We start from the raw sequence: 22,292 nt of genomic DNA, 5'->3' as shown, positions 1-22,292 counted from the left end.
GTTTAGTCACCAATCTGGGTTTGACCCTATCAGGGTGTTGAAAAACGACATGAGCGCAGGCAAAACCCGTCCGCATCAATTTGAGGGTTGAGTGTGACTTGCCTTGTAGCGCGGCAACCCGTTCCTTTACTATAGGTGAAACCAGTATCGTTTTATTCCTTCAGCTGATCCTCAATCTCTCTGAGGATGCTTCTCGGGGGGTGGCCGTTTCCGCCGATCATCTTCTGAATCTCCCGGGTCAACCGGTTGCGCGCCACGATCCGGGAGAGCGCCTGAACGCATTTTTTCAGCCTCTCGGAAGGAGAGGTCATCTCTAAAATCCCCTGGCGTTCGGCGGGTGCAAACCCTTCCAGTGACGCTATTGCAAAGGAGAGCTGTTTCGGACTGATGCGGCTGCCAAGGTCTGACGGGTCGAACCCGATATCGATGCCGTCCACTTCTTTAAGCAGATTCATGGCGGTTTCAACGACCTCCTCCAGGTTATCGTCAGGTGAAACCTTTTCCGCATCATCGAAAAAGAAGACCCGTGCCTCCATGTAGGCCCGCTCTTCAATCAATTCCCGAATGACAAACCGCTCCCCGCCCAGGACCATGATATCCATGCGGCTATCCTCGTAGCGCTTTATGACCGCATCGATCCTGGCCATGCAGCCGACCGCGTGGATGGACTGGCCGTCAAACAGCACGATCCCAAACGGCCTGTGGTCCGCCAGGCATTCGGAGATCATCTGTTTGTATCGCTCCTCGAAGATGTGGAGCGGCAGCCGCATGTCCGGCAGCAAGACCAATCCGAGTGGAAACAGGGGAATTTTGATGGTTTGTGTCACGAGGTCCTCCCAGTGCTGAAGGGGTCAACACGCCTGACGATTAGATTTTTTTTGCTCTTTTCTATCCTGCCCAGTGCAGCACGTACGGTTCTCAATTACTTCACAATCTTCAAAAGTGACTTGAACACTTCTCCCTCTGCCACCCCAAGCAATTCAAACAGAGCGGTTTCGACGCTCGTCCAACTCGCACCCGCATCTCTCATTTTCTGCAGCCCGATGCCCTTGTTCTCCGCGGTTCTTGAAGACACGGCGTCAGTCACAACCTGCACCTCAACCCCCATATCCACTAAATCGACTGCTGTCTGATAGACGCAGATGTGGGTTTCAATCCCTGCAATCAGGATCTGGTTGCGATCCATATTTTTCAAGGCCCGCAAAAAGCGATCATTGCGGCAGCTGCTAAAGCTCATTTTGCTGATGGGCGTCACATGGGGCAAACTGTCGGCGACCTCAGGTATGGTCGGACCGAGACCGACAGGATTCTGCTCCACCCAGAGGACGGGAATTCCTAAAACCCGAATGCCTTTGATCAGCTTTTGCAGATTATCGAACAACCGTTCTTTCTTGTGCATCAGGTGGGCGAGTTTGCCTTGAATATCCACAAGCAACAGTACGGTGTTTTCCATTTTCAACAAGGTTGACCCCTTCTTTGACACGCTCTCGCCGCTATCGACGGGAAAAGCCACCGCTATCTCGGCTCAGACTGACCGGTAGGTCTCTTCGACAATTTCCTTACCATACTTTCTTTCAAGACGCCGGACGATAAAGTGACCCCGCGCCATATCCTGGAAATGATCGATAAACAAGGTATTGACAATAGCCCCACCCGCGGCGCCGATTGCAGGGACTGCCTGAGCGGCGGCTTTCTGCGACACCTGGATGCTGAAGCGCTCCGCAATTTGGATGATCAATCGGACAAGAGCAGGTGCGCTTTCTTCAGCCAGACCTTTTTCGGCAATATATTCAGCAGCTTTTGTGACCGATTGTGCCAGGGCGGCGCGAACTGCAAAATATCCCGACTCAGACGCATCATCGTTCATGCTCGGCCCACCTAAAGCGAATACTTCGATGCAGGCCATTTTGGAATCAATGGTATTGATCGTCTCCGCTTCGCTTCTGGCGATATCAGCTATGGAACGCAACATGATGGTTGTCGATATGGGCAGCTCTAATGCCAATGCGGGCAGCCCAAAGAAGCCTCCGATGCCGCCGGATGTGGCCACAGCCAGTTTATGCCAGACTGTTGATGCTGCTTCACCGGGCGAATCTTTTATGGTGAGAACTGCCGCATGAATCGCCTTGGACAGGGCCGTACGGGTCACTTCACCGATTTTCACACTCCAATTTTCGGGCAACATGGCAAATCCTTTTTCAATCGGTGTGCCGAGAAAATTGGTGATCTTGGCGGCAAGGCCCGGGTTTTCCAGCAGCCGCTTCGCCTTTTTTAAATCGTCCAGATCTTTTGGTTGAAATGTCATGCGTCTTCTCAATAATGATCATATGTGTGTGGGCACTATGCCACAAAGAGATCAACCGTCCGCCCGTCCTTAAAATTGACCAGCCCTTCCTCGCAAATTCGCAGGAACGGGATGGCCGCGCCCGTCAGGGCGATCAGGGTCAGCAGCGGATCGGGAAATGAGACGCCCAGGTCCGCCGCCGCCTGCCGGATGGCTTTCAACCGGGCAACGAGTTCCTCCAGCGGCAGTTCGGAGATCAGTCCGAAAACGGGCATGGCAAGCTCCGCGGCAACGCGCCCAGCGTTGCAAACGACCGCCCCGCCCTGCATCTCACGAATACGGTTGACGCAAAGGGCCATGTCCGTCTCGTCGGCCCCCACGACGACGACACAGGCGGTATCCCAAGCCGCACTGCAGGCCATGGCACCGGACTGCAGGCCAAACCCTTTGATCAGTCCGGTGAAACAGCTACCTGGAAGGTTCGCACGGTCAATGGCCGCGATTTTCACCAGATCATTGGCAGCGTCCGACTGGACCTTTCCGCCGGAGACCCCTAATTCCAGACGCATTTCACGCGTCACCAGGTCGGTCACCATCTCGATCACCCGGACCGTGGCCGTGTCGCCATCCCCATGGAAAGGCAGGTCAAAATCGGACGGTTCGTATTTTTTGGGAATTCGAATCGTGTTCAGGCTTTCAGCGGCGAAGACGTGTTTGCGGGGCGCCATTTCAAGCGTTCCATCCCGCGCGATGATGCGGCCGCTGCTGACCACAACCATCGCCTGGATGATTTGCGGGGCGGGAATCAGAACCATGTCGGCAGTTTTGCCGGGGGCGATTCCGCCGATGCGGTCGTCCAGACCAAAATGCTCGGCCACGTTCAGGGTCGCCATCTGCACGGCGGTAACCGGGTCGAAGCCACAGTCGATGGCTTTCTGGACGAGATATTCCATATACCCCATCTCCATCAGGTCCGCGGGTGATATGCCGTCCGTGGTCAGAATCAGCCGACGTGTGTCAACGACCATGTCCTTGATCCTTGCAATCTCGGCAAGATCCCGCCGGATACTTCCCTCACGAATCATTACATAGATGCCCAGCCGGAGACGGTCCAGCACCTCCTCGGCCTTGATGGGCTCATGGCAGGAGGAGACCCCGCAGGCCGCATAGGCCTGAAGCTTGTTTCCCCTGGCCCCGGCGGAATGCCCCTCCAGCAGCTTTCGATGGGCCGTGGTTTGGGCGAAGATCGGAAGAAACACATCCGGGTTTTGCAGCACCGCCTGCCAATAGGATTCCCCCAGGCCGACGATCTCCTGCCGCGCCAGCAGTGTGTCCAGGTCCGCCGGATCGATTCCCATGGCGGCCCGGCTGGTGGAGACCATGGCAGGTGCCGTTGCAAAGAACTTGATCGGCTGATCTTTTAAGGACGCAAGAAAATCCAGGACACCCCGGATGCCGGCAACCGCATAGGGCTCCAGAGTCTCGGTGACGATGGTGGTGGTGCCGCCCCTGGCCGCATATTTCAAAAACTCGCCGGCGGTGAACGACGAGGCCACATGCGCGTGACCATCGATGAACCCCGGTATGAGGGTGGCACCGCCAGCGTCGATGACCGTCGTGCCGTCGCCGATGGCAGAACCGACATCCGGCCCCACGCAGGCAATCCGCTCCCCGCAGGTACATACCGACTGATTGTCCAGTATCTCACCGGTATAGACGTTCAGGAGCCTGGCATTGACAATGGCAAGATCGCCGGGCGTCCGCCCCAGGGCCACATCAATCAGTTTTTTGGTTTGATTTTCGTTCATGATGGGTCATCATTTCCTTGTATATGACCTATTTGGCACCGAAATCAATGTGGCTGCCCATTCACGATGAGGCAGGTCATACTCAACGCTTCAGAATTTTTCCAATGTATCCCTATTCTCTCCTATTTTTCCAATATCATCTCAACGCGTTCGATAATGTTAGAAACTCTGGCCTGGCTTGCAACATCCGGAGGCATAAGCCCTGGCAATGCATCCATGAAATCAGGATCCCGAGCCGTTCAACCGCTGCCTCAAGCATCTCTATGTTGGGATTGTCAACCTTCGGCATCGGGTCTCAACCTTTTCTTAATTTCCAGATGTGCCATCTGCCGCTCACGTGCCCGACCCCCACGTAGGGCATCGACGAAAGTCAACAGGTCGTATAGTTTCCCGTCTTCGCGTGCCGCTTGCGGGACTGATTTGTACAACGGCGAAAAGGCTTGCCCGCGAACCTCGCCATCCGGATCAGGCCAAACCGGAGGCAGTTCATCGGAGGACTGGAAAAAGGGTGACAGCCCCGGTCCTGCATAACCGGTCGGCATCCCCCGGGTAACCTCACCCAATTCAGGCACGAATACATAAGGCACCCCGTGAACGAGAAACGATTCCAGGTTACGTGCGTTGGGAATGATGCAATCCCGTTGAACAGATGCCAAACGCGCCTTGATAATTCGTTTCACACCGGCGTGGACTTCGGACGGACTCATCCACAAAGTCCCGGCCATACGGCTGTATGACCATTCTCCCTTTCCAATGGCGACCAGTTTCATCACGATCACCACATCCTGAGGTTTAAGTATCACCACGCCCCCCATTCTCTATTCGTGATTCGCGAATAGAGAATGGCTTAAAAATGAATATTTGTCAAGTTGCTAAAAACAGTGGCAAAAGGGGTTCGGTCTGTCGACCTTTGCAGAAGGCCTATGGGGAGGAAATGATCTCATTTGACACGTTGTCCACGACAACCGGAGTCTCAAGGTATTTCAGAACGGGCTCGGAGCCATATTTCCCGCGCACGAAGGCCCGCCATTCATCGGTGTACAGACGATCTGCGTCTTCACGCGATTGCCACAGGTAGACGCCGCCGGCTGTGGTGCCGTCCGGGAAAAGAAAGTAATACTTGCGGATCAATCCGGGCAACCCCTGGTATTTGGGGGCCGTGCTCAAAAAGATCTCGCGGGCCTCTTGGCTCGAGATCGGTTGGGGGAGTCCAAATTCAACAATTACGGTAATCATGCAATTCTCCTTGTGGGGTGGACAATCCAGTTATTCGGTCATAGAACCCTTGTTCTCCAGAACTGATTTTAAATGGGTCACTTTGGGGCCGCCTCGCCTCCAGGCGCGGCAACTCCCCAACAGCACATCGAGGCCTTCGACCGCTTCCAGGGATGCGGGCAGGGGCTTCCGGCTTTTTCGTTTGTGGGCGACATGGCCCTGGAACGCGGCCTGGCTCATCACCGTAAGAAGATGGGTCAGATGGACACATCCCTGCTCGCCGCCCATCATCTCACGCACCTTCTTCTTGAATCCGGCGCGTATTTCAAGACCGATGACGTTGTTTATCGTTTCCAGGGTGCCGCGGCAGAATTCAAGGGGCACATGCACCATTTCCGCTTCGGCATCCAGGATGGTGGGCGGAGCACCACCCAGTTTGAGGCGGATGGCCATATGGTGCACCGGCCCCGGCTCTATTTTTTCACCGGTCAGCGCATACACGGGTTGAAACCGGTCTTCCCGGAGCCACCCCTCGACCAGGATGCAGTCATCATCCAGGGCATAGCTTTTCATCTCTATGGATCGGCTGTGGAAGGGATTGCCGTTTATCAGGTCTTTCAGGGAACCCATGGCACCTCTTTAGTGTCATTTTTGCCGGGAGGAGATCTTCAGTCCATCGTCGATCAGGTCAAGCACCGTCTGCTTCTCCTCCGGGAATTTATAACCCTCATAGCTGTGGGTGAACAAAAGCTGCCCCCGACTGTTTTTCCAGGAGTTCCCGGCATGATCGAAACAGACCCGGCCGGTGACTGACAACTCCTGCATGGTCAGGCGCAATTCATGCAGCTGTTCCCCGGGAGTCAGCATCTCGAAGGTCTGCTCGGCCATCTCGCGGGCCAGGGGGGTGCCGGGCCAGGGGCGAAAGGGGCGGGATCGCATGTAGTGCGGATCGATCTCGCTGAGCACGCGGGCCGTGTTTCTGGCATGATCCTGCCAGTGGTCTTTGCCGCCCAGACCGGGCATCCAGTATTCCGATAGCTGAAAGCCCGCCGCCAGAGCCTTCCGGCCGCCTTTGATATGGATCTCGGCCGTGACGCCTTTCTGGATTTTTTCAAGCACCGCATCATCCCCACTTTCCAACCCCACATGCAGCCGGTCCAGGCCGGCCCGACGAATGGCCTTGAGGTCATCCAGGGATTTTTGCACCAGGGTTTTGGATCGCGCATAGGTGGTGACCCGGACGATGGAGGGGAACGTGCTGCGCAGATACCCCAACACCTCAACCAACTGGCCGGTTTTCATGATCAGGCTGTTGGCGTCCTGCAGAAACACGGTTTTACCGCCGGACAACAACCAGTGGTAAAGCATGGCAAAGCCCTGGTGGTGGTTCAGTTCGGGGTGTTTCCCGATCAGGGCCACGGCGGCATGCTGGGTCACCTCACCGTTTGGTCCGGACTGCCGTGAAAGCGCCGCGAGGTCGTCGCGCACGGCGGCCATGGCATCGATATCCTGTTTGATTTCGGCGACCGGTCGCACCTGGAATTTCTCGGTCTTATACATGCCGCAGAAGGTGCAGCGGTTCCAGGGGCAGTTGCGCGTCAAACGGACCAGCAGGGAGTTGCTGCCCCCCTCGCTGGGAGGCCGGTATACACCTGTTTCAAAATCATATCTATCAATAGCGAATTGAGTCATTGTCGATCCTTTTGCCCTGTTTCCATCGTCCGACGCCGGCATGCATGGGGCAGGGTCTTTTGAATATCAGTATCTGGTTTGGGGTTCACCGTTCATCACTCACTGTTCACCGATCATATATCGAGCGTGGGAAGATGCCGCTGCAACATAGTGGTTACCGACCTTTGATAAAAACATGATTAGACTGTTCAACTGAAATGGATCGCAGCGATCCGCACGGGCACATCCCCGATTACCCGGGTACAGTGACCCTTCCCGGTCGTGTCATCCAGCATGACGACATCGCCTGATTTTCGACGACAACGCTCCCCGTCACCCACCGCGAACTCACATTCACCGGTCATTATGATCAGCCATTGCCTCACTGGCGTCGGATGCCAATCCCCAACCCAGCCAACCGGCAGTTCCAGGAAAAGAGATGCCTCGGCAGCCGCAGGTGAAGAGGTGTTCAGCGGAGTCGCCGGAGGTGCGTAATCGTTGGGTTTCAGGTCGATGATCAACGTCTTGAAATGTGAACAGCCATCGGTGTCCGAATAAATCTGAAGATACTCGATTGTGCTCATTGCCTGTCCCTTCGCTTTCCTATGTCGCTATGACGCACCCTTTCCTTAACACCGGCCGTGCAACAAAATCCATCTGCCAAGCCCTGCGCTCAGTCTCTGTCGCGATACCGGATCAAATTCATGGCCATCATTGTCGCCACAACCTCGTGATCTTGGTTCAGCATCTCGCAGAAGGAGAACAGCACCCCCCGGTCGGGTTTGCTGCGCGACGGTTTCACCTTGTGTACGGTGACACGCAGGGTGAGGTCATCGCCGGGGCGCACCGGTTTAATCCAGCGGAGTTCATCGACACCCGGGCTTCCCAGGCTGGCCCGTTCCGGCAGATAATGTTCCACAAACAGTCGCATGAACAGGCCGCAGGTATGCCAGCCGCTGGCGATAAGACCGCCGTAAACCGATTGCCTGGCACCATCCGGATCGGTGTGAAAAAGCTGCGGATCAAACTGCCTGCCAAACTGGACGATCTGCGCTTCGGTGATGGTGACCGGCCCGAACTCATGGACGTCGCCGGTTACATAGTCTTCCAGATAGCGCTCCTGCGGTGTGGTGCCGAATTGGCCTGTTTGCATTCGAGTGACTCCTTGTGCAACTGTTTTAAACCCTGCTCACCGGGTTCCTGTATGTGATACGCGTATCAATGCCGGTCCGGTTGGACTATCCGGGTGATTCTTCAGACCGCCTTAAGCTGAGCGTGCGCACCGCGCGGACGTGGAATCGGCATGAAAAATCCTGCCAGCCGACAAAGGCCAGCGCGGCACTGACAAACCAGGCGGCCGTGTAGGATTTTCGATCGCAGGTCCACAGGGTTGAACGCGAGGGATCAAAAACCTGTGGCAGGCAAAAATCACGCATCACCGGGGGGCGCTCCAGCAGCGAAACCAGTTCATCCACGGTGGGCAAGCGCCAATCCGACGCGCCGGCAAATCCGTGGGCGTTGAGGTCGGCCACGTAGGCGTGGGCATCGGACCAGGTTGCCGGATAGTCGCCTCCCACCCGTTGCCACTGCAGGCCGGTGGCCGCATCGACGACAGTGCCGTCAGCATGCCTGGCGTAGGTTTTAACACCTCGATCCGTCAGGCTTTCCGGCCGCCACAGGGGGTCCAGAACAAACCGGACGCGTGCGTGGCGGGTCCCAACCTTGATGGGTTCCGACCGCAGTCCGCCCGGTTCAACGGTTAAGGGCCTGGTCGTCAAATCGTCAACGCCCCTGCAAACCGCAGCCAGTTGATCGCGCCAGGCCTGGTACACGTTCTCCAGGGCCTGTTTCATCGTGGTGGCATCGGAGAACCGGTCTTCTGCAGCACGCGCCATGGCCCGGTTGAAAAAGGCGTCCCAGGCCGCATCCAGATCCGGGTTGAAACGACTGGCCGGCTGGATGGCTCCGTTCTCCAGATTCGCCTCGTCAGTGGGCAGCACCCCGGTCAACATCCGGTAGAGCATCACCCCCACCGGATAGCAGTCTGCCCGGCCGTCGACACTGTCCGGGTCCGTTTCCTGTTCGGGCGGCGCGTAATAGGGCGAACCGACTTTAACCCCGCTGGGCGCGGCCGATCCGGTTTCGCCCCGCAACCGGGAAAGTCCGAAATCGATCACCTTGATCCGGCCGGAATCGGTCAGCATCAGGTTAAACGGCTTCATATCACGATGGACGATGCCCGCATGATGCATCCGGGCCAGTGCGTCCAGGGTCTGCAACGTATAATTCACGGCCTTATCCAGAGGCAGCCGCCGGGTGGGTGCCTCCACCCGATAGCTTTCCCCCATCAGCATCCCCAGGTTCAGGCAGTAATATTCCATCACGAAAAACGGGATGCCCCCGGCCTCGTCATAATCCCATACCGCTGCGATATTCGGATGGTTCAGAGATGCCATGGTGACGGCCTCGGATTCGAACTGACGCCGGAGCCCCTCCAATCCCACCAATTTCAACAGCGTGTCGGCCGGTTTCAGGATTTTTAGTGCGGCGATGCGCCCGGTAACCGGCTGGCGGACCTTGTAAACCACGCCCATGCCGCCTCGACCCAGCAAGCCGCAGACATTGTATCGACCAAGTTTCATCTACCTGTTAAAAACCTTCCCGAACCATCAAAGCAGCCGCCGGGCATACTGGTCGGGCATGCCTGCAGATTTGAACCCCGCCATGGCGGACTTGATGTCATAGGCCACAAAACGGACGGTCAACTCCCAGGTGTCCGTATCCCAGAGCACATATTTGGCCCGGTTGTCTCCGTCGCGGGGTTGGCCTACCGCACCGATATTGATAATATGGCGGCTGGACCGGTCCAGGACGTGATGTCCTTGTTCCAATGAGTGGCGCATTGCACGACGGCCGTCCCAGCTGATCCGTTCCAGTTCATGGGTATGCCCGACGAAAGCCACTGCCTCGGCAAATCGTGAAAAGAGATCACCCAGATCATCGTCCTTGATTTCGTAGAGGTATCTGAATACGGACTCTGGCGGCAATCCGTGCACGAACAAACAGCCGTGCCGGATCAGAAACCGCGGCAACTCACGGATGTAAACCACGGTTTCGTCGGAAACCAACTCACAGGTCCGATGGAGGGCCTTACGCGATTGAGGATTGAACCATTGGCGGTATTTGGCTTGCGCCACGGCCAGCTCATGGTTGCCTTGAACCGACACAATGCCTCTTTTGCGCAGCAGGGCCATGCAGGCTTCCGGTTCCGGGCCGTAACCCAGCGTGTCTCCCAGTGAAATAATCTCGTCAACACCGGGTGTCCGACTGTCAATATCCCCAAGCACCCGGTGAAAAGCCTCCAGATTGGCATGAATGTCAGATAATACGGCGATTTGCATAACCTGGAATTTACCAGAAAACCGTATCTAATGAAACGGGAAAACACGCAGGCGGCCTCCCATTGCCCTGTCCGGCCGGGGAACGATTGCCAAAATGGGTTCTTTTTCAGGACCGACGGCGATAGAACCGATAGGGGACAATCGCCGTCCAGACTATCACCAGCGGGCAGATGCGGCCGATGAGATGTTGTTTCATATCCTTGTTCCGGTCCTTTACCATACGCCATACAGGCGCCTGGTATTATCCGAAACCGCTTCCATCACCGCCTCTTCAGGGACGTTTTTGATCTGCGCAATCGTCTGGATGGAAATGGACAGGTTGGCCGGTTCGTTGCGCATCGCCGGGATCGGTCCCAGCACCGGGCTGTCCGTTTCGACCAGCAGACAGGCAAGGGGGAGCCGTTTGACCAGTTTTTGTTTCTGGCGGGAACGGATGACCGAAGGGGGAATCGAAAAAAAATATCCGGCTTCGACCGCCGGCAACGCAGCACCGGCCTTGCCGTCAAAGGCATGCATCTGGACTTGGGTGGCACTGTTTTCCAGCAGCAGGGCGATCGCATGGCGGCCGGCGGACCGCGAATGAATGTTCAACGGCAAATCCAGTGCTTTGGACAGTTCAACAAACCGTTTAAAAATTTCTCGCTGCACCTCTTTTTGCGATTTTTCCTTTACAACCCAGTAATCCAATCCGACCTCACCGATCGCAACCAAATGGGAGCGATTCAGGCGAATAAAAGCGACCATCTCATCGGCCTGATCCAGATCGAGAACCGTCGGATACAGGCCGGCCGCCGCCTTCAGCATGGGATAGACCTTGGCGAGTTCCACATTTTTGCGGGAATCGCCGAGGTTTTCGCCAACAGCGACAATCGCCTCCACGCCGGCGTTACGTGCGCGTGTCAGAACGTCGGTCCGGTCTTCGTCAAAATCAGGATCACAGATGTGGGCATGCACATCCACGAGTGGGTGGTCTGGCATAGGCTATGATGTGGACCGATGTTTTACATTTCTATCAGTTGGCATTTTTTTCTGTCTTTTTGTTTGCACCCGATGACGGCATGAATAGCGCCATCCATCCGGTCCATGTCTCCATAGCCAAGGTCGCCTTTGCAGATTTCGGTGATAATGCCCTTGTAGTCGATTGAGAAACAATTGTGCGCTGAACGCCAATAGGTCAATTTAGTAGATTTTTTTTTCTTAGTATGGTTGGGGTCGGGTATCAGTCTAACACGATCGTGGGTCATTTGTGCATCCTGTTATGTCAACTACCGACTGTGCTGCAGTCGATTAGGTAAGTCATTTAATTATAAATAGTTATAATGAAAACAGGTTATTTTTAGACCTGCGGGCCAGGCCATACTCTGGACACTTCAACGGAGTTGTCAAGTCGATCAGATGACCCTCATTTATCAATAGGGGCAATCAAATCTTTCGCTGAACTGATCCAGCACCGCCAGCAGGGCGTCGGGCAAGTTTCGCCGGACCTGCCAAACGATATCAGGGTGTATCGTTTTATAGTAGGCCTGGGCAATGCCGCCGGCGATGCAGGCCATGGTGTCCGCATCGCCGCCGAGAGAGATGGCATTTTTCACTGCGGTTTCGTAGTCCTTGGAATCGAGAAAGGCGATGATGGACTCGGGCACAGAGCCCTGGCAGGAGACATCGAAACGATAACCCGCCCGGATGTCATCGACGCTGCACCCCAGGTCGTAGGCGAACCGGGTTTCGATCTGCCTTCGGATGGTGGCTTTGTCCGCATCTTTCCTGGCCAGGAAAACGGCCAGAGCGGTTGCCTGGGCCCCCTTGATGCCTTCCGGATGGTTGTGACTGACCTCGGCGGATCGTTTGGCATGGGCCAACACATCTTCAATGGACTCGAAAGCGAACCCCACGGGAGACACCCGCATGGCCGAACCGTTGCCGTAACTGTAGTAAGGAATACTGTTGGGATCCCAGATCCAGTGCCAGAAGGATCCGCCGTAGGGCAGATTGGGGAAATTTCGGGCAAAGCACTTGATCGCCACGCGGTAGTCCGTGCAACGGATAATGGCGTTGGCAACCGCGATGGTCAGGACCGTATCGTCGGTAAACGCCGCCACCACCATCGGAACGGCCACCGTTTTGATCGGGCAGCTTTCATAGGGAGAACCGATCATGTCGCCGGCAATTGCACCGATCATGGTTAGATCCTCGATGAGTTGGCCAAAAGTAGTCAATCCGTTCGGCTGCAACGCATGTGCAGCCGAGACCGCGCTTTCCAGATCAACGCTGACTGCGAAAGGGGATGATGACTATACTTGCAACAGACTCGGAGATCGCTCAATGGAGGCAGGGCTGGCGTGGTGGCATCAACGTTGACGGTCCCGTAAAAGGTCCAACATCTTCGTTACGCTTCATTCTTCGTCATTGCGGAGTAACGTAAGTAAACTGCCTACGGCAACCGCGACAGCGGTATTCTCAGAATTCGCAAGCCTTGATCGTGGACCTTTTACGAAACCGTCTGAATCGAGACTTTTTACGACGTCATCAACGTTTAGTCAAAAGCCGCGTGAAATTTCGGATGGGCTTGAAATGCGCTGTTTGTATAGTAGGCAAAAATAATGGCGACATCAAGCTATCTTTGTATGAATTTATCCTGCCCGGCGTGATTAAGCGCTGACCCGCCGTTGCGCGTGGCGAATTCCCGGCCGGATCTTGCGGATCCGATCCGGTTTGCCCTGGGAGTGTTTATTCCCTGCGTCCTTGACCTGGACCCGCCGGCCGTCGAACGGGACGTCCTTAAGGCTGCGCCGGACTTTGTCGGCAGCGGCCCGGGCCACCTCGAAAAACGAGAATTCACGTTTGAGTTCGATCCGGCCGATCTGCCGGGAGCGGATGCCGGAATGGTCGCACACCAGCCGCACGATGGCACCTTCGTTGATTTTATCCAGGCGGCCGACGTTGATGAAAAAACGCTGGGCACCAGGCTCCTCCGGTCGAACCTTGCGACTCTTACCGGCCGGGCGAACGGCCGCCGGACGCACCGCAGCGTTGATGTCGCCCGCTTCGCGGTAGTCTTTAAAAATTCGGTTGAAATCAGCGGCCATGAATCGCAGGATCAATTCCTCCCGGTCGAGACCTTCCAGAGCCTCGCTGACCGCGGGCAGGTAACTGGCAAAGGCCTTAGGGTCCACCGGCGTCTCGACGATCCGGTCCACGAAACCGTCCAACTGCCGTTCACAGATCGCCCGACCATCCGGAAATTTCCGAAATTCGAAACGCATGGCGTTGGCGCGTTCCATCGCACGGAGCCGGCCAATCTCCCGGGGAGTAGACAGGGCGATGGAGACGCCCGAACGCCCGGCCCTCGCGGTTCGGCCACTGCGATGGGTATAGATATCAGCGTCATCGGGCAGGTTGTAGTGGATGATATGGGAGATCTCATCCACATCCAGGCCGCGGGCAGCCACATCGGTGGCCACCAGGAGCCGGATCGACTGCCGGCGGAATTTGCCCATGACATGGTCACGCTGGGCCTGGCTCAGGTCGCCGTGGAGGGCATCGGCCGGGTAACCCTCCTGCACCAGAGCGTCCGCCACGCTCTGGGTTTCCCTGCGGGTGCGGCAGAACACCAGCGCGAAGATTCCGGGCGTGAAGTCGATGATGCGTTTGAGCCCCTGGTAACGGTGCCGCTCGTTCATCACGTAACAGGCGTGGGTGATATTGGGGGCACTATGCTGGCGCCCGCCCAGTGAAACCTTGTGCGGGTCATCGAGGTAGGTCTTGGCAATGGCCGCTACCCCCGACGGCATGGTGGCTGAAAACAGCCAGGTTCGACGATCGGCTGGCATTTTTCCCAGGATCCGGTCGATATCCTCCTTGAAACCCATGTTGAGCATTTCATCGGCTTCGTCGAGCACGCAGGTGGCCGTGTGAGACAAATCCACTGCCCGGCGCTGCATCAGATCGATCAGGCGGCCGGGCGTGGCCACGACGATCTGGGAGCCATCGCGCAGCTGGCGGATCTGGTGGGCGATGCTGGCACCGCCATAAACCGCCGCCACACGTATTCTGGGCAGGTAGCGGCCATATCGTTTCAGGTCGTCCGTAATCTGCAGACACAACTCCCGTGTGGGACACAGGATCACGCCCTGAGGGCTCTTCAGGTCGGCATCGACCCGCTGAAGGAGCGGCAGGCCAAAGGCAGCGGTTTTACCGGTGCCGGTCTGGGCAAGGCCGATAAAATCCCGGCTCCCATTTAGCAGCTCGGGCAGGGCCGCGGCCTGAATCGGCATCGGAGCGTCGAATCCCAACTCCTCAAGGGCGCGAAGCAGTTCTGCCCGAAGGCCTGTTGTCTTGAAATCCATCTGTTCGGTTCTCCTTTGGTTGACCACAAAAAAAGCCGTCCAGCTCGATCCGGACGGCTTTTTCACTTTGATATGGATATCGATCGCCGGTCTATTTCGTTCGGCGGCCGACGTGCGGTTGGGCTATCGTTGGGGCGGCTTATATCTCTGTCAACGGCATTTGGCAATCATTTTTTTCCCCCCTCATTCGCCTCAGCCCGCGGCCGGCGGTGACACACTGGGGGCGATGCACTGCTGGCTCTCCTTCAGGGGGTATTTCCCGGAAATATCCCGGTAAAAAGCTCGGATCACGGCCATGTCGGCGTCGAGGTCGCCCCTCGGTTGGACAACCGGGCCGAATCCGCCGACCTTTCGCCGGTAGTCCAGAAAACCGAGCACAATGGGAACGCCGGCACCGTTGGCGATGTGATAGAAACCCGTCTTCCAATGGAGCACGCGCTTGCGCGTCCCCGAAGGTGGTACCACGAGAACCAGACGGTCGCGCTGGTGGAATTTGGCGATGGATTGAGCCACCACTTGGTTCGCACCGGATCGATCGATGGGCAGTGCGCCCAACCAGCGGAACAAGGGCCCCAGCGGCCAGCGAAACCAGGCGTCTTTCATCATGATCACGGCATTCAAACGGTAAATGAAGGCCAGGCAGAGCGTGAAGATAAAATCCCAGTTGGAGGTATGGGGAGCGGCAATGATGACATACCGGGGAAGATCCGGTTTGCGGCCCTCGGATGTCCATCCCGCGCATTTGAAGACCAGCAGAGCCAGCCAGCGCACCAGTGTCCGGATAACGATCGTTTCATGGATGGTCATGGTTATCGTCTTCTTAAAGGTTCGAATGTCTTTCAAAACCATGCCATCGGGTTGCATGCGGTCAACAGTGGGCCATTGGACTCAGGTAGACCGTGGGCGGTATAGGTTGGCTTTGAGACTTGTTCCAATAAATAAGAATGACCGTTTGTATGCCATCGGCATCGGCATAACAAAGGATTTTGCCGTTTTTACAAATGTTTTACACGGCTCCCGGCAGGTCGATTGAACGGATCGGCAGGTAACGACTCATCATGCCTTGGTAATTTCAAGGCTCCTGCGCGAGCCCCCGATCCCCTTTTCTTTTCATCTGATTGCATCTTCCGGAGCGGCTCGATTCCGCCAGAATTCTCCCCATCAGACTTTTCAGTGCATCGAAATTTCTTTTAAAATCCCTCACCCTCGCATCGCCACGAATGATCAGCTGCTCACCGGTGCTAAAGGCCAGATGGTGCGCCCTGCCATCCAGCCGGTCATGGTAATTGCCGCAAGACTGGCATTTGACAATGGCGCCGGATTCCGAAAGAATGGTTTGGGCGACGCTGCGCTTATGGTTTTCGTCCATTCTGAGCATCGAGAAAATGGTCATGCTGTCCGCCTTCTTGTTGTCTCATAAAAAGAGCCAGGGCCAAGCCTGGGGAATACGGGATGTCGATTCTGTTGGTCTAAACCATACCGGCGAGGATACCCGGGCTATTCCGAAAATCTGATCACTGTATCAAATTTAAGATTTATATCCCAAAATACAACCGTTTGAAACGCAACCACGCGGGATTCTGGAATCGACAGGTATCCTTTTCCCGGGTCGGCGGCGGCAATTGACCTTATCGTCCGACACAACCGGCCTTGGCATGTCCGCGGCATCGGGTCGGCATTTTTGCCTTAAATCGTCATACGGTTTCCGATTTTCGTTTTTTTTCCCGACAATTTTTGATAGGTCAGCCGCCACGTTTATTTTAAAGAAAATTGAGGAGAAGTCATGGAGAGCCAATTCAATCGCCCCGATTCCGTTTCCAAAGGCGCCTACATCATCAACAAGGCCCAGAGCGTGAAACTCAACCCCAGCGTCCTTTACGAGGCGGTGGTGGACCTCTCCTCCGAGGGGCTGTTGACCGCCAACTGCATCAACATGGCGGCGGGAATCCTGCTGGAAGACCTCGGGCTTCCCACCTATTTCTTCGAGAACATCAAGAAAGATTCCCTCAAGCATATCCTGGGTTCCATCGCCACCAGCATCACCGTGAAAGACGGCAAGGTGGTCCTGGTGGGGCGGGTGGCCCACATCGACTTCGATCTGGAGCAGGAGAACAACGTTCAGCGGGTCCGTATCGCCACCCTGGAGACCCGGGACAGCATGGAAAAAATCCTGGAAAACATGATCTCTGGCCACCGGCGCGAATACTACTACAGCCCCGAAAGCAACTACTACACCTACATCATCCGGCCCGAAACCGTACATGACTTTCCCCGGGAGGCCTTCACGGATTCCCGGTTCCTGTTCACCCTGGCCGGAGACTACATGACCACCCCCGAGCCCACCCGGCAGCGCTACGAAAAATTTATCAAAGCGGCCGAGGGTGCCGTCACCCCCCTGATCGAGGTGTTCAACCTGCCGGAAACCGGGGAGATGCGCCTGATGTTCAACAGTGATTTCGCCTCGCCCCAGCTGCCCGTGCTGCGCAAACTGTTCGAAGATCACGGCCTGGTGCTCAAGCGGGCCTACTGGGAGCCCTACTGGGGCAAATCCCCCGTGCCCTCGTCGATCTGTTCCCTCTATATCCGGGGTGAACTGCCCCGTAAAAAGGAGGCGGAACTGGTGGGCGACCTGTGCGCCTACCTCTCCTTCGCCGTCAACCGCGTCACCGACCTTTACGTGAACGGGCCGTTGACCTTCAACGAGACGCTCTTCGCCGGCAACGCCGCGGATTTCACCCACATGTTCATCTTCAAGGAGCGCGACAACGCCACGGACCGGGAGATCCTGCAAAGCCTTACCAGCAAGGATCACAGGGACGCCTTCGCCGGAAGAATCCACGGCTCCAACAAGTCCACCTATGTCTACAAGGCCATCCTGGAGGCGGTTACCGAAAACCCGGACCTGGTGAAATTTCTCTACGCGCTTTTCGAAAGACGCTTCCACCCGTCGGCAAAAAACCGGATCCCCGCTGCGGCGCTGGATGAGAAGTTCGCAGCGTTTAACAAGATCATCTCGTCACGGTTTATAGACAACTGGCTCCACTGTGACATCTTCCGATTCATGTTCAAGATGGTCTCGTGCACCCTCAAGACCAACTTTTACAAACCCGAGAAGCGATCCTTCGCCTTTCGCTTCGACAATGCCATCCTGGACCCCTTGGTCTTCGATCAGTTCGTCTTCGGCATCTTCTTCGTCAACGGCCACTACGCCTGCGGCACCCACCTGCGGGCCGGGGACATCGCCAGGGGCGGACTGCGTCTGATCCGCGTCTCCCCTGCCAACTACCCCACCGAAATCGACAATGCCGTGCTGCTCAACTACGCCCTGGGTCCCAAGGCTCAGCGGCTGAAGCACAAGGATATCTGCGAAAGCGGTTCCAAGGGCGTCGTGGTGCCCCACGCCATCTATTCCAGTCTTGGCATGGACGCCTTGTACGACTATACCGAGGGCATCATCGACCTGGTGCTCGGCGACGACAGCATCGTCGACTATTACGGTAAGCCCGAAATGGTGTTCTTCGGCCCGGACGAGGGAACCGCGCCGTTGATGGATGCGGTGGCCATCCGTTCGCAGGAGCGCGGTTACCGCTATTGGCGAACGCTCACCACGGGCAAAAGCATCGGCATCCCCCACGACACTTACGGCATGCTGGAAAACGGCGACCTGTTCGGCCTGATCGACCGCAAGGAAAAGGGCACGGACCTGCAGATCAACGGCACCTCCGTTGTCGTCACCACAGACATGGAGGCCATCTACGAGCGAATCGGCGGCAAGGTCGACACCAGCGGCATGACCACCACCGGGGTCATGGGAGCATTTAGAACCCTGACCACCCACTGCGGGGCCAGGGAAGACGATCTCAACCTGATGATGACCGGCGGTCCGGACGGCGACCTGGGAGCCAACGAAATCCAGTGTTACAAAGGAAAGATCTGCCTGATCATCGACGGAGGCTCCATCCTGTTCGATCCCCAGGGGTTGGACCGGCAGTCGCTGATGAAAATCGCCTTCATGCGGCACGCCGCGCCCCGGGCCAATACCCGGCAGTTCCCCGTGGATAAGCTGAGCCCCCAGGGTTTCATGGTCCCCCTCACCGCCAAAAACGTCACCCTTCCCGACGGCACGATCGTGGAAGACGGGGCCCTGTTCCACCGCAACTTTCTGTCGGAGCCCGACAACCGGCGGTTTATCAGCCAGGCGGACATCCGGGCCTTCATCCCCTGCGGCGGTTTCAAGGACACCGTTCACCGCGGCAACGTCAAGAATTTTCTCTCCGTGTTCAAAGAGCTGCAGTTCATCGTCGACGGGGCCAACGTCTTTTTCGATGACGCCGCCAGGCGGACCATCGCCACCACCACCGCCATCAAGCATATCAAGGACACCACAGCCAATAAGGGCGGCGTCTTCTCCAGCTCCATTGCCGAAGTGCTCACCGCATTCCTGCTCGGAGACGACTATGAGACCAAGCTACTGGGCGACACACAGACCCGCTGGGCCCTGATACGGGATATCATGATACTGGTGGACCGATATGCCCGTGCGGAAACGGATATGCTCATCCGCATCCAGGAAGCCGATCCGTCGATCCCCCTGTTCGATCTGTCGGAAATAACCAGTGAGCAGATCTTTGCCCTGCAGCGAATCTGTGAGCAGAATATCGCCGTCATCCTTAAAGATAAGGCGCTGGTCTGGAAAGTGCTGGAGAACTACATCCCGGCAATCCTGATCAAACGGCTTGGCCGGGACGCGATCATGAACACGCTTAACGCCGAGGAGCTTCGGCCCTATCGGGATGCCATCCTCACCAAGAAGCTTTCATCCATGGCCTTTTACCGCTTCGGTGCCGACTGGAAGGCCTTCACCGGGAAGATGGATGCCGACTTTGCCGAAGGCATCAAAACCATCGCTTCGGCAATAGACAGATGACTATCATATCAGAGATGCCGGGAGACAAAAATACGGTTGGTTGATCGGTGTCGGTTCGGAAAGGGATAAAGCGCACCCCCTCACTGGATAGGGGGAGTCGAAAACCCCACCGGCCCTTCACCTTTTCGGTTCACCCGCCAATGCCGCACCGACCGCTTTGATGAGCGTTTCGAGTTCAGCGGATGCTCCTGGATCAGGATGGCCCCGATTCCCGGATGGGTTTTGACCACTTCATATTCCGGCTCGGTGAGTTTGCCGCGCTTTCCCAGAATGCCATCCGGAATACTGATTTTGCCGATGTCATGCAGAAAGCCGCCCTGCCTGGACAAAAAAACCATTTCCGTCGGCAGGCCGGCCGCTTCGGCCAATTGCTGGGAATACTGGGAAACCCGCCAGAGATGGCCACCGGTATAAGCATCCCGAGCCTCGATCATGGATGCCATCATGGCAAGGGATTTCAACAACGGTTTTTCGATTTGGGTTTTCATCGATCACTCCCCCTTCCCTTTATGCCTGTTAACAGTCTCCCATAGGCAGAACGACAAGGTCAATCCATTCAAATTATTTTTGGGGGGTAGTCGGTTAGCTCCTCCTGTGGTATACTTTTTTGCATGACGACAGGAGGAGATTTCCCGAACACGTATCGTGAGTTTGTACAACACTTTCCCAATGACAACGTATGTGCTGCCTATTTGGAGCAGTTGCGGTGGCCGAATGGCTTCTGCTGCCCCATATGCCAGACGAGTGGGGAGCCTTGGCGCCAAACACGTGGTCGTTTGGTCTGTTCCGCATGCCGCCATCAGACATCCGTGACGGCTGGTACGATTCTGGAAAAAACGCGGACCCCGCTGACCACTTGGTTTGAAGCCGCCTGGCACCTGACAACAGCCAAGAACGGCTTTTCGGCCAAAACCTTGGAGCGAACATTGGGCACCAGCTACCGGACGGCGTGGGCAATGCTCCAACGTTACCGCATATCGATGGTACGTAGCGAGCGAGAGCGGTTGACGGGTGGAGTCGAAGTCGACGAGACCCTTGTTGGTGGTGTTACGCAAGGAGGAAAGCGCGGACGCGGAAGTAGTAAATCCATTGTTGCGATTGCTATCGAGGTCAAAGAGCCTAAAGGTTTTGGGCGAGTTCGAATGCGTCATATTCCAGATGCCTCTTCTGAGAATCTCCAGCCTTTCATCTGTTACGTCGTGGACAGGAGCGCGACCGTCCGGACAGATGGCTGGAAAGGATACAACAGTCTGTCAAATCACAAGTACATACATGAGAGGACAGTGTTATCCTCATCAGGTGATCCCGCTCATGTTACGATGCCAGGTGTACATCGGGTTGCAAGCCTCCTCAAGCGCTGGATACTGGTCACCCATCAAGGTTCTTTTGTCCCGGCCCATCTCCAGTCGTACTTGGAGGAGTTTACATTCCGGTTCAATAGGCGTAATTCCCGCAGCCGCGGGCTTGTTTTTCGCCGACTTATGGAGCAGGCTATGGCTACCGAGCCGGTAATCGAAACTGAAGTGACGTTCGGTTACAACTGGAACCAGAGCCGAGAGAAGAGGAGCTAACCGACTACCCCCCTTAGCAAAATATGGAATACTTCATACAGGCTGTGGAAATTCAATAAAATGCCGATACCTTAATTACGTTGTAATGGCAAGTTGTATGTAACTGATCACCGGCTATGCACAAGGAACGTTCGCTATGGCGACCACGAAAGTCCTGCTTGTTGATGACGAGTTACGCATCTGTCAAAGTGTGACATATTTACTGAAAGCTAAGAATTACGAAGTTGTAACCGCTGCTTGTGGACAGGAAGCATTAAGTTTAATAGCTTGTAACACATTCGACCTGGCCATCTTAGATGTCCACCTTCCCGACATGCTGGGTACCCACCTAATGAGTAATATAAAAGCTCAGCATCCCAACACCATTTTTATCATTATTACCGGCGATGCAGATATCGACTCAGCCATAACTGCACTGCGATGCGGTGCATATGACTACTTAAGAAAACCTTTCGAATTTGAAGAACTGCAAACCACTGTAGAAAATGCCCTCCGCCAGAAAACGCTGAAACAAGAGAAAGATCAAATCAGCGAGCAGTTGGTCCTTACCGAAGAAAGATACCGCTACCTGGTTCAAAACAGCCCGGACATCATTTACACATTGGACGCCAATGGCAATTTTACCTTTCTAAATGATGCCGTTGTAAACTTACTGGGATTTCAGGTCGATGACCTGATCGGAAAAAGTTATACCACGATCGTCTGGGAGAAAGACCAAGAGAAAGCACGGCCGTATTTTGCCGAGCACAAAACTATCAATCGTATGTCTTCAGAAGTTGAGTTGCGTCTCAGATTGAATGGCGACGAAAAAAGGGAAAGTTACGGCTCCCATTACATAACTGCAGAGGTCAAATCCATTGGTATTTTAGAAGAGACCTCCACCAATGGTGGGAATCGGTTTGTTGGCATTCATGGCGTCATTAGAAATATCAGTGAGAGAATACGGCTGCAATCCAAGCTAAGAAAAGCAGAGCGGATGGAATCCCTTGGCACACTTGCTGGTGGAATCGCCCATGACTTCAACAACCTATTAATGGGCATTCAGGGACGATCGGCATTGATGACAATG

The 22,292-nt window shown here is 55.7% G+C and carries 22 protein-coding genes; 3 read left to right on the top strand and 19 right to left on the bottom strand.

All coding sequences use genetic code 11. The annotated features are described in order from the left end of the window. Nucleotides 1–152 precede the first annotated feature (152 nt). The 18 genes from QNK41_RS01195 to QNK41_RS01110 form a co-directional block, all read right to left on the bottom strand. Complete coding sequence (locus QNK41_RS01195) at nucleotides 153–827, bottom strand: LON peptidase substrate-binding domain-containing protein (RefSeq protein ID WP_319252911.1); 675 nt, start codon at nucleotides 825–827, stop codon at nucleotides 153–155. A 95-nt stretch (nucleotides 828–922) separates the two neighbouring features. Beyond that, nucleotides 923–1,453 (bottom strand): hydrolase, encoded by a 531-nt coding sequence (locus QNK41_RS01190; protein WP_319252909.1) that lies wholly within the window; start codon nucleotides 1,451–1,453, stop codon nucleotides 923–925. Between the two features lie 72 nt (nucleotides 1,454–1,525). After that, entirely contained in the window at nucleotides 1,526–2,305 is a 780-nt protein-coding gene (locus QNK41_RS01185; RefSeq protein WP_319252907.1) for an EcsC family protein, read from the bottom strand. A gap of 35 nt (nucleotides 2,306–2,340) precedes the next feature. After that, nucleotides 2,341–4,092, bottom strand: a complete 1,752-nt coding sequence (locus QNK41_RS01180; RefSeq protein WP_319252905.1) for an adenine deaminase C-terminal domain-containing protein — start codon at nucleotides 4,090–4,092, stop codon at nucleotides 2,341–2,343. A gap of 275 nt (nucleotides 4,093–4,367) precedes the next feature. Beyond that, nucleotides 4,368–4,895, bottom strand: a complete 528-nt coding sequence (locus tag QNK41_RS01175) for a hypothetical protein (RefSeq protein ID WP_319252903.1) — start codon at nucleotides 4,893–4,895, stop codon at nucleotides 4,368–4,370. Nucleotides 4,896–5,013: 118 nt separating this feature from the next. Further along, entirely contained in the window at nucleotides 5,014–5,328 is a 315-nt protein-coding gene (locus QNK41_RS01170) for a hypothetical protein (RefSeq protein ID WP_319252901.1), read from the bottom strand. Nucleotides 5,329–5,358: 30 nt separating this feature from the next. Continuing rightward, complete coding sequence (locus tag QNK41_RS01165; RefSeq protein WP_319252899.1) at nucleotides 5,359–5,937, bottom strand: DUF2889 domain-containing protein; 579 nt, start codon at nucleotides 5,935–5,937, stop codon at nucleotides 5,359–5,361. A 15-nt stretch (nucleotides 5,938–5,952) separates the two neighbouring features. Next, entirely contained in the window at nucleotides 5,953–6,999 is a 1,047-nt protein-coding gene (locus QNK41_RS01160) for a radical SAM protein (RefSeq protein WP_319252897.1), read from the bottom strand. Between the two features lie 188 nt (nucleotides 7,000–7,187). Beyond that, a complete protein-coding gene (locus QNK41_RS01155) occupies nucleotides 7,188–7,562 on the bottom strand; it encodes a cupin domain-containing protein (protein WP_319252895.1) in 375 nt (124 codons plus the stop codon). A gap of 89 nt (nucleotides 7,563–7,651) precedes the next feature. Next, entirely contained in the window at nucleotides 7,652–8,131 is a 480-nt protein-coding gene (locus QNK41_RS01150; protein WP_319252893.1) for a MaoC family dehydratase, read from the bottom strand. A gap of 85 nt (nucleotides 8,132–8,216) precedes the next feature. Then, nucleotides 8,217–9,620, bottom strand: a complete 1,404-nt coding sequence (locus tag QNK41_RS01145) for a protein kinase domain-containing protein (RefSeq protein WP_319252891.1) — start codon at nucleotides 9,618–9,620, stop codon at nucleotides 8,217–8,219. Between the two features lie 27 nt (nucleotides 9,621–9,647). Continuing rightward, nucleotides 9,648–10,379, bottom strand: a complete 732-nt coding sequence (locus QNK41_RS01140; protein ID WP_319252889.1) for a metallophosphoesterase family protein — start codon at nucleotides 10,377–10,379, stop codon at nucleotides 9,648–9,650. A gap of 213 nt (nucleotides 10,380–10,592) precedes the next feature. Continuing rightward, a complete protein-coding gene (locus QNK41_RS01135) occupies nucleotides 10,593–11,357 on the bottom strand; it encodes a TatD family hydrolase (RefSeq protein ID WP_319252887.1) in 765 nt (254 codons plus the stop codon). Between the two features lie 23 nt (nucleotides 11,358–11,380). Then, nucleotides 11,381–11,623, bottom strand: a complete 243-nt coding sequence (locus QNK41_RS01130; RefSeq protein ID WP_319252885.1) for a hypothetical protein — start codon at nucleotides 11,621–11,623, stop codon at nucleotides 11,381–11,383. A gap of 165 nt (nucleotides 11,624–11,788) precedes the next feature. Then, complete coding sequence (locus tag QNK41_RS01125; protein ID WP_319252883.1) at nucleotides 11,789–12,559, bottom strand: ADP-ribosylglycohydrolase family protein; 771 nt, start codon at nucleotides 12,557–12,559, stop codon at nucleotides 11,789–11,791. Nucleotides 12,560–13,027: 468 nt separating this feature from the next. Continuing rightward, a complete protein-coding gene (locus QNK41_RS01120) occupies nucleotides 13,028–14,725 on the bottom strand; it encodes a DEAD/DEAH box helicase (RefSeq protein WP_319252881.1) in 1,698 nt (565 codons plus the stop codon). A 192-nt stretch (nucleotides 14,726–14,917) separates the two neighbouring features. Then, nucleotides 14,918–15,532 carry a lysophospholipid acyltransferase family protein gene (locus QNK41_RS01115; RefSeq protein WP_319252879.1) on the bottom strand — a complete coding sequence of 205 codons (615 nt, stop codon included), beginning with the start codon at nucleotides 15,530–15,532 and terminating at the stop codon, nucleotides 14,918–14,920. A gap of 265 nt (nucleotides 15,533–15,797) precedes the next feature. Continuing rightward, on the bottom strand, nucleotides 15,798–16,118 hold the full coding sequence (locus tag QNK41_RS01110; protein WP_319252877.1) for a hypothetical protein: 321 nt from the start codon (nucleotides 16,116–16,118) through the stop codon (nucleotides 15,798–15,800). Nucleotides 16,119–16,508: 390 nt separating this feature from the next. On the opposite strand from QNK41_RS01110, the gene QNK41_RS01105 reads away from it, so the two are divergent. After that, nucleotides 16,509–19,652 carry an NAD-glutamate dehydrogenase domain-containing protein gene (locus QNK41_RS01105; protein WP_319252875.1) on the top strand — a complete coding sequence of 1,048 codons (3,144 nt, stop codon included), beginning with the start codon at nucleotides 16,509–16,511 and terminating at the stop codon, nucleotides 19,650–19,652. A gap of 80 nt (nucleotides 19,653–19,732) precedes the next feature. Here the strand turns inward: QNK41_RS01105 and QNK41_RS01100 are convergent, their stop codons facing one another. Then, the gene (locus QNK41_RS01100) at nucleotides 19,733–20,140 is read right to left on the bottom strand and encodes an HD-GYP domain-containing protein (protein ID WP_319252873.1); all 408 of its coding nucleotides are present in this window, start codon (nucleotides 20,138–20,140) and stop codon (nucleotides 19,733–19,735) included. A 123-nt stretch (nucleotides 20,141–20,263) separates the two neighbouring features. Between QNK41_RS01100 and QNK41_RS01095 the strand changes: the two genes are divergently transcribed. After that, complete coding sequence (locus QNK41_RS01095) at nucleotides 20,264–21,223, top strand: IS1595 family transposase (protein WP_319252871.1); 960 nt, start codon at nucleotides 20,264–20,266, stop codon at nucleotides 21,221–21,223. A gap of 136 nt (nucleotides 21,224–21,359) precedes the next feature. Beyond that, the coding region (locus QNK41_RS01090; protein ID WP_319252869.1) for a response regulator at nucleotides 21,360–22,292 on the top strand (933 nt) is incomplete at its 3' end.

Origin of the sequence: Desulfosarcina sp. (genome assembly GCF_033791525.1) — a bacterium.
Lineage (GTDB): Bacteria > Desulfobacterota > Desulfobacteria > Desulfobacterales > Desulfosarcinaceae > Desulfosarcina.
The sequence above is the reverse complement of the archived record's forward strand: the minus strand, read 5'-3'. Positions and strand labels throughout refer to the sequence as shown.